5 protein-coding genes are annotated in these 8,685 nt (G+C 46.9%); 4 read left to right on the top strand and 1 reads right to left on the bottom strand.

Features of this window, described 5'->3' with window-relative positions; all coding sequences use genetic code 11:
• Window position 1: 1 nt before the first annotated feature.
• Entirely contained in the window at window positions 2–2,710 is a 2,709-nt protein-coding gene (locus A37S_RS0112370; RefSeq protein WP_211229785.1) for an MGH1-like glycoside hydrolase domain-containing protein, read from the top strand.
• A gap of 87 nt (window positions 2,711–2,797) precedes the next feature.
• On the opposite strand, the gene A37S_RS27110 is transcribed toward A37S_RS0112370, so the two are convergent.
• Window positions 2,798–3,058 carry a hypothetical protein gene (locus A37S_RS27110; protein ID WP_157278620.1) on the bottom strand — a complete coding sequence of 87 codons (261 nt, stop codon included), beginning with the start codon at window positions 3,056–3,058 and terminating at the stop codon, window positions 2,798–2,800.
• Between the two features lie 285 nt (window positions 3,059–3,343).
• On the opposite strand from A37S_RS27110, the gene A37S_RS24590 reads away from it, so the two are divergent.
• The 3 genes from A37S_RS24590 (at window position 3,344) to A37S_RS0112385 (ending at window position 8,232) form a co-directional block, all read left to right on the top strand.
• Complete coding sequence (locus A37S_RS24590; protein WP_084163885.1) at window positions 3,344–5,878, top strand: glycoside hydrolase family 31 protein; 2,535 nt, start codon at window positions 3,344–3,346, stop codon at window positions 5,876–5,878.
• A gap of 155 nt (window positions 5,879–6,033) precedes the next feature.
• On the top strand, window positions 6,034–6,609 hold the full coding sequence (locus A37S_RS0112380) for an RNA polymerase sigma factor (protein ID WP_028297255.1): 576 nt from the start codon (window positions 6,034–6,036) through the stop codon (window positions 6,607–6,609).
• Window positions 6,610–7,017: 408 nt separating this feature from the next.
• A complete protein-coding gene (locus A37S_RS0112385) occupies window positions 7,018–8,232 on the top strand; it encodes a FecR family protein (RefSeq protein WP_028297256.1) in 1,215 nt (404 codons plus the stop codon).
• Window positions 8,233–8,685 lie beyond the last annotated feature (453 nt).

Below are 8,685 nucleotides of genomic sequence, written 5' to 3' on the forward strand. Positions count from 1 at the left end.
AATGTATATTTTGCCGAAGAACAGTATTTTGAAGTATTTGCCATTGATTGGTACCTTAGCATGCATGCAGGCTTGCCAAGTCAATAATCAGGAAACCAGCAAACTGGTGACTACCTATAAAGTCGCCGATAATAAGGTAGTACAGGGAGACTATATGGCCGAGGCGTTGTCGCCTACTAAGTTGCGTTCCAACTACAAGAGCCTGGCGACTTTATATAAAAGTCCGGAACTGACTTTTAAGTTTGCCATCAATGGTAGGGATAACGAGATGCCATCCGGCAGTGATCATCGCTTGGTATTGTTGCCTGATACCGATGGTTCGGAAGTTTCCCTCATCAAGTTTGGCGAAGCGTACGTGGATAAAAGTGAGGTGCCAAGCGATGTTTACCTTAAACGAAATACACCTGTACATATTAGGTTGGACATGCGGCATGTGCTGGCTTCCTTTGATGAAAAGGGCTATTATGAAAGCTATAACGGCAATAAGCTTTATAAGGAAGATTTTAAGGGCGTATACATGGCCGGAAGTAGTGCGCCATTGATTTGGGATTTCGACAATTTGGTGAATCATCCCGACCTACAACTGCATGATAAGGACGGTGATGGTATCTATGAGCTTGATTTGGTGCTGAACGCAGAAGAAGAACAAGCAGAAGACCGATTGTGGGAATTGAGCACTAATCTGGATGCCTATCCCAAGTACCAATCTGATCATGTATTGTCCGATGCGCTGTACAACCTCTCTTTGGAAGAAATGACCAAGGATATAGAGGCCGATAGCACGTTTCGCACCGGTAAGGAATGGTCTGGTGTATGGACGCGCGACATCAGCTATAGCATCATCCTGTCGATGGCTGCGCTACAACCCGAAGTGGCAAAGAAGAGCCTGATGCGCAAGGTACAAAACCAGCGCATCATCCAAGATACGGGAACAGGGGGTGCCTACCCGGTTTCTACCGATCGGATGATATGGGCCGTAGCGGCGATGGAAGTCTACAAAGTGACAGGCGATGAAGCTTGGCTAAGGCAGGTATATCCCATTATCAAGAACAGCCTGGAAGACGATTTCCGCAATGCCTATGATATGGAGCGGGGATTGGTACGGGGCGAATCCTCTTTTCTGGATTGGCGCGAGCAGACCTATCCGAAATGGATGGAACCCAAGGATATATTCGTCTCCGAAAACCTAGGCACCACGGCGGTGCATTACCAAGGCAATAAGGTATTGGCAGAAATGGCGGAACTCTTGGGAGACAAAACAGCTGGTGACCGCTATAGCGACATGGCAGACAAACTGAAAGCGGGTATGGTCAAATACCTTTGGATGGACGATAAGGGCTATTTTGGTCAGTACCTATATGGACAAAACTACCTGTCCTTGTCGCCAAGGGCGGAAGCACTGGGCGAGGCCTTGTCCGTCTTGTTCGATATTGCCGATAGTGAACAACAGGAAAGCATCGTGGCTCATACACCGGTCATCGACTTTGGTATTCCTTGCATTTTTCCGCAAATACCGGGCATTCCCCCTTACCACAACGATGGCATCTGGCCTTTTGTGCAGGCCTATTGGGCATTGGCCGCCGCCAAGGTAGGCAATGAGGCTTCCCTGGTGCATAGCATCAATGCCATTTATCGTCCGGCCGCCTTGTTCCTCACCAATAAGGAAAACTTTGTGGCCAGCAATGGGGACTATGCCGGTACCCAAATCAATTCCAGTGAAATGCTATGGAGTATTTCGGGCAATCTCGCCTTGGTCTACAAAGTGTTGTTCGGCATGCAGTTCCGGCACGACGGCCTGTATTTTTCTCCTTTTGTGCCCAAGGTGTACGGAGGTGAGCATAGGCTGAGCAACTTCAAGTATAGAAATGCCGTGCTGGATATTGAATTGACGGGCCATGGCAATCAAATCAAATCGTTCCTGCTGGATGGCAAGGAGCAGCAAGATGCTCTTTTGCCCGCAAACCTAAGAGGAGCGCATCGTATAAAAATCGTATTGGCCAATAACGATACGGGTAATAAGGCGATCAACTTAATAGCCAATCAGACCAGTTTGCCGGATCCTAAGACCCAACTGAAAGGCAATCAATTGACATGGGACAAGGTTGCCGGGGCCATTGCATACCAAGTTGTGCAAAATGGACAAGCGCTGACCAAACAAACCGAAACTAGCTATAGCATAGACACAGCAAACTATGGAGCGTATCAGGTCATTGCGCTGGACAGTGCCGGCAATGGATCCTTTGCCGGTAAGCCCTTTATCTATTCGCCCCGGAGCGATATACAGCGATTGGACATGGCCGCTATCTTACCTCCAGACCAGCAGTATGCTGCCAAGGGAGCCGAAGGCAAGGGATATATCACCATTAATCATAAGCGACATAGGACAATAAATATACCTGTCGTAGTTGGCAAATCGGGAACTTATGCTATTGATTTCCGCTATGCCAATGGCCATGGCCCCGTCAATACGGAGAACAAGTGCGCCATCAGGACATTGCAGGCCAATGGTCAATTTGCGGGAACCTTTGTCTTCCCACAGCGCGGTAAGGCCGAATGGTCCAACTGGGGCTATAGCAATGCCGTGCAAGTGAAGTTGAACGAGGGAGCCAATATATTGATACTAAGTTTTGAACAGCCCGTGAACGATAATATGAACCTGGCTGTCAACGAAGCCCTGTTGGACGAGGTAAGGCTGATTAGGCTAGATTGATATTATTCCCGAACTATCCTGAGTCTGGAGCTTGGGAAAGGGCGGAAGAGACTCGGGATTGAGCAAATGAAAGCGGTAGTCTGGAGACTACCGAACCATATAGGTATCCGTAGTCTCCCACGCACATTGCCATCCCGACAGACCTACGGATAGGTTGCAGTAGAAGTCTTCATTAGGAGATTTCTCCTCATACTTCGTCGAAATGACGAGATAGGATATGGCCCGTACTATCCTGAGTCTGGAGCTTGGGAAAGAGCGGAAGAGACTCAGGATAAAGTAAATGAAAGTGGTAGTCTGGAGACTACCGAACCATATTAGGTATCCGTAGTCTCCCGCACACATTGCCATCCCGACAGACCTACGGATAGGTTGCAGTAGAAGTCTTCATTAGGAGATTTCTCCTAATACTTCGTCGAAATGACGAGATAGGATATGGCTCCCGTACTATCCTGAGTCTGGAGCTTGGGAAAGAGCGGAAGAGACTCAGGATAAAGTAAATGAAAGTGGTAGTCTGGAGACTACCGAACCATATTGGGTATCCGTAGTCTCCCGCACACATTGCCATCCCGACAGACCTACGGATAGGAGACGGATAGGAGTGGGATAAGAATAATAAATAAAAATAGATTGATTATGGTGTTACGTAGATGGAGTTTGTGTTTTTCCTTATTTTCCTTTTTATATCTCCTATTGTGGCCTTGTAAGGCACTTCTTGCACAGGCTACCTTGCCAAAGGGCCTAGGAAAGTGTACCGGTTATGAGGTAGAAGGCAATCGGGTGATTTTCAGTTTGGAACATGGCGATAAGGTGCTGTTGCAGGTGCTGAGCGGTAATGTGTTTAAGATATGGTATAGCCCAAATGGCGGATTTGAGCGCAGGAATCCCTCATTTGCCGTTATCGACGAGCAGCTGGGAGGGCCAGATGCCATTCAGGTGGACGAGCAGCAGGGGTTATATGAATTCTATACGGAGACCTTACGGGTCCGGGTAAAAAAGGCACCCTTTGGGATGCAGATTTTCGATAAGTACCAACGCTTGTTGTTCGAAGACTATCGGGATATGGGCTATGCCGTGGAGAACGGGCAGCTTATCAGTCGCAAGACCCTACGGCATGACGAGAAATTGATAGGTTTGGGGGAAAAGAACGGCACGGTCAATCGCAAGGGACAGAATTTCAAGATGTGGAACAGCGACATGCCCTGTTATTCGCCCAATTTGGATCCGCTGTACAAGAGCATTCCCTTTTTTATGAGCTCGTACAACTATGGCCTGTTTTTCGATAATACCTACAAGAGCGAGTTCAAGTTTGGTACGGAATCACCGGGCTTTTATTCCTTTGAGGCTAATGGCGGGGAAATGGTCTACTATTTCATCTATGGCAACAATTACAAGGAAATCATCAAGCGCTATACGGAATTGACAGGCAAGGCCATTATGCCACCGCAATGGGCCTTTGGCTTTTCGCAGAGTAGGGGCATGCTCACTTCCGAGAAGCTGACGCGCGATATTGCCTCCGGCTATCGCGAGCGTGGTATTCCCTGCGATATTATTTTCCAGGACATTGGCTGGACCAAAGCCCTCATGGACTTTGAATGGCGAGATCGTTACGACAAACCAAAGGAAATGCTGGCAGACCTCAAGGCACAGGGCTTTAAGGTTATCGTCTCGCAAGACCCGGTGATCTCCCAGAGCAATGTCAAGCAATGGAAAGAGGCGGACAGTCTCGGCTATTTTGCCCTGGATGAGCGTACGGGCAAGAGTTATGACATGCCCTGGCCCTGGGGCGGCAATTGTGGCGTGGTGGACTTCACCAAGCCCGAGGTGGCCGACTGGTGGGGCACCTACCAGCAGAAACCCATAGCCGATGGGGTAAGCGGCTACTGGACGGATATGGGCGAGCCGGCCTGGAGCAATGAGGAAGCGGAAGACAGGCTCTTCATGAAGCATCACCTGGGAATGCACGACGAGATCCATAACGTGTACGGCCTCACCTGGGACAAGGTGGTGACCGAGCAGTTCGAGAAGCACAATCCCAATACGCGCATCTTTCAGATGACACGTGCGGCCTATGCCGGCTTGCAGCGCTATACCTTTGGCTGGTCTGGCGATGCGGGCAATGGCAATGATGTGCTGGAAGGCTGGGAACAATTGGCAGCGCAGCTACCCTTGGCGCAGTCGGCCGGATTGGGATTGATTCCCTTTTGGGCTACCGACATTTCGGGCTACTGCGGCGATATCAAAGATTATGAGGCCATGGGGGAGTTGTATATCCGTTGGTTGCAGTTTGGTGCTTTCAACCCCATCAGCCGCATACACCATGAGGGCAACAATGCCGTGGAGCCCTGGCTGTTCGGCGAGGAAATAGAGCAAATGGCCAAGAAGGCCATTGAATTGAAATACAAGCTATTCCCATATATCTATACCCTAGCTCGAGAAGCACATGATACCGGCTTGCCACTCATTAGGGCCATGGCGCTGGAATACCCGAACGATGCCAATGTGTACCAAAGTGCCGACGAGCAATTTATGTTCGGCAGCAACCTCTTGGTAGCACCCGTGGTTGAGCAAGGGGTCAATTACAAAAACATCTATTTGCCCAAGGGCGAATGGATAGATTTTCACGACAAGAAAACGCTATATCGGGGAGGCAAGAGCATAGAGTACGATGCGCCCTTGGACGTGACACCGGTACTGGTCAAGAAAGGTTCCATTATACCCACGATGCCCGTGATGCAATACATCGGGGAAAAGAGCGATGCTCCCTTATTGTTGGAGGTATTTCCGCCCAATGAGCGGCAAGAAGCAACCTTTACCTTGTATGAGGATGACGGACTGAGCAATGACTACAAAAAAGACGTCTATGCCAGGACCACTTACTCCTGCAAACAGACAAAAACGGGTTATGAGTTTGTGTTGGGGAAAAGGGAAGAGCAGGGATATAGCGCTTCGAAAGAAAGAACGACCGTAATAACCATCTATGGTGTTTCCAAGCCAAGTGAAGTTGCTATCAAAGGGAAGAAAGTGAAAATAGGGAAGACCTTTGACGCAAGTAGTCTTTCGGAAGTTGATACGGTATCACCAGCTTGGTACTGGGACGGTGTGATGTCGTCCGTAGTGGTTGTGTTGAAAGACACGGGTATGGAGCAAAAAGTGGAGATGAAACGATAGCGTGCTCTCCGGATTTTTTGTGTTTGTTGTTGTGTAATAGGTATTTTATTGCTAATCTTGCCTCAACTAATTATTAAATCGAAATGATTACCACAATCAATAGTCGTTTCTTTTTGCAAATCAATGGTTTAGGTATTTAACGCAATAGTGTGGACATGGCAAGGCAAAGCGTAGTACTCGAAGATTCCGAATTGCTTTCCAAGCTTCGGGATGATAATCGCCATGCCTTTAACCTATTGTACGATAAATATTGGGAATTTGTTTACAACAATGCCCTGAAAAGATTGGTAGACCATACACTTGCCGAAGATGTGGTACAGGAAGTCTTCACGCAGCTTTGGCTCCGGAAGCACCTGGATGATATCAAGAATCTTCCGGCCTATTTTTATATAGCCACCCGCAACCAGGTGTTCAAACTGCAAAAAAGAGAGGGAAAGTATATTCCCGTGGAGGAAATTGCCCAAGAGCTTTTGGTAACCCATGAAAATGCGGAAGCAAAACTTTTGTACAAGGAACTGCAAATGGCCTATCAACAGTTGATAGCCAACTTGCCACCCCAACAGCAGTTGATCTATGAACTGAAATACAACAAAGGATTGAGTACGGAGGAAATAGCTTCCATGTTGAACCTTTCACCAAAAACTGTACGCAATCAATTGGGTAGAACGCTCAACCGCATTCGCGATTCGTTGATCGTCTCTATTATTCTGTTCAATATCTTTAATCAGTAGCTATCAGCCAACAGCTATCGGCAGTCAGCTATCGGCCAACAGCAGTCAGCGCCCTGTTCGTCATATCGAGCGGAACGCAGGGCAGTCGAGATATCTCATCCCGATTATTTCGGGAATGCGGGAACAATAAGCTGACGCTAGCCATCAGCTATTAGCCATCGGCAGTCAGCTATCGCCTATCGGCCAACAGCAGTCAGCGTCCTGTTCGTCATATCGAGCGGAACGCAGGGCAGTCGAGATATCTCTTCCCGATTATTTCGGGAATGTGGGAACAATAAGCTGACACTAGCCCTCAGCTATCGGCCATCAGCAGTCAGCTATCAGTCATTAACCATTTTTTTACTTTTTTTTCAATCGCGAGTGGGCTAATTCCATTTTGCAGGGTCATGTATAGTATAGACCCTTATTATGAACTCATTGGACAAGGAAAAATATATTGAAATACTCAATAAGTATATGGAAGGCAAAGCCTCTGCCGAAGAAGTCCAATTTTTGGAAGCCTATTATAAGGCTTTTGATTTGAAGGGTGAATATACCGATAAGTTGAGCGAGCAAGAATTTTTAGATCTTAAAGGTAGGATCAAAAGGAAAACGGACGATGCCATCCACGAATATGAAGCTGCACGCAAATCATTGCCGGGTATTGGCAAACTGTTCAGATATGGTATTGCGGCATCCTTATTATTCGGATTGCTGATTTTTGCGTACTATCAGCTTTCTCCAAGACCTACAGAAAGTAAACAGCTTGCAGAACATATCATGCCCGGTAGGGATATGGCGATATTGACCTTGTCCAATGGGAAACAAATACTATTGGACAGCGTAGATGTAAACACAAGTCTGGAAGAAGAAGGCATACTGATCAGTAAAACAGCGGATGGATATCTGTCCTATCAATTGTTAGACAACGACGCAACAAATAATCCATCTGGTGCTATAGCTTACAATACCATTAGTACGCCCGAAGGGGGGCAATATAGCGTGTCGCTCCCAGATGGCACTAAGGTGTGGCTCAATGCCTCATCCTCCATAAGGTACCCTGTCAGGTTTGATTCCAAATATCGTTCCATCGAGATGGACGGTGAAGGATACTTTGAGGTAGCGAAGCAATTGGGAGCGAGCTCATCAAAGCCAGTCCCGTTCATAGTGCAGACCGCCATGCAGCAAGTGGAGGTACTGGGAACGCACTTCAACATAAACGCTTATGGCGATGAAGATAGGGTGAAAACGACCTTGCTGGAAGGATCGGTACGTGTCACGCCAAGCGGCCATTCTGGAGAATCGAAAATTTTGAAGCCGAACCAGCAAAGCATTCTGCGCAAATCCGATGCAAACGGCAGTCTAGAGATAGTAGAGGTCGAATCGAGCTCGGTCATCGATTGGAAAAACGGCAATTTCATATTCGATAATGAGAATCTCGTCAGCATCATGAACAAGATATCCAGGTGGTATAAGGTGAAAGTCGTTTATGAAGGACATTTGACACCGGACGATTTCGGAGGGCAGATTTCCAGATCCAAGAACCTGCAGGAAGTACTGGATGTCTTGGAGCTAAGTGGCGGCGTGCAATTCAAAATGACAAAAGATACCATTGTCGTGATGCCGGAAAAAAAGACAAACTGAATAAAACCAGATTATGAACCTAAATAGACCACATATGAAAACATAAATCCATACGATAAGTGTTCAAAAACAAAGAAACCGGAAATGCTCGCAACATCTCCGGTCAAAAAAACTTGAGCATCAATAGATTGAAATTTTTAGAACCAAATTATTAACCACTCAAATCTATACAAAGATACACTACCAAACGGATAAACTTAAAAACAGGCAATAAACTCACTTAACTTACTGATTATCAGTAAATATTTTCATTAGATAAAAAAGCCACCCCCCCCTGTTTTTTAGAACAGTTCTACCTGTATACAAGGTGGTTTATTTCGTTTTTTCTGTTTGCTGTAAGTTCTCCTGCTGTTCTGCACCATCCAATATATCTCAAGATTACTGATTAAATGGATTCTTATCAGTGCAGCAATGGTGGAAAACGCCTTTTTGCTCTGGGATTTTACCCGGAGA

It is taken from the genome of Olivibacter sitiensis DSM 17696, from assembly GCF_000427965.1.
Taxonomy (GTDB): domain Bacteria; phylum Bacteroidota; class Bacteroidia; order Sphingobacteriales; family Sphingobacteriaceae; genus Olivibacter; species Olivibacter sitiensis.

What these genes read in the sequence shown, in the direction of transcription:
- A37S_RS24590 (WP_084163885.1), top strand. Translation starts at nt 3,344, where the DNA reads ATGGTGTTACGTAGATGGAGTTTGTGTTTTTCCTTATTTTCCTTTTTA.
- A37S_RS0112385 (WP_028297256.1), top strand. Translation starts at nt 7,018, where the DNA reads ATGAACTCATTGGACAAGGAAAAATATATTGAAATACTCAATAAGTAT.
- A37S_RS27110 (WP_157278620.1), bottom strand. Translation starts at nt 3,058, where the DNA reads ATGGCAATGTGTGCGGGAGACTACGGATACCTAATATGGTTCGGTAGT.
- A37S_RS0112370 (WP_211229785.1), top strand. Translation starts at nt 2, where the DNA reads ATGTATATTTTGCCGAAGAACAGTATTTTGAAGTATTTGCCATTGATT.
- A37S_RS0112380 (WP_028297255.1), top strand. Translation starts at nt 6,034, where the DNA reads ATGGCAAGGCAAAGCGTAGTACTCGAAGATTCCGAATTGCTTTCCAAG.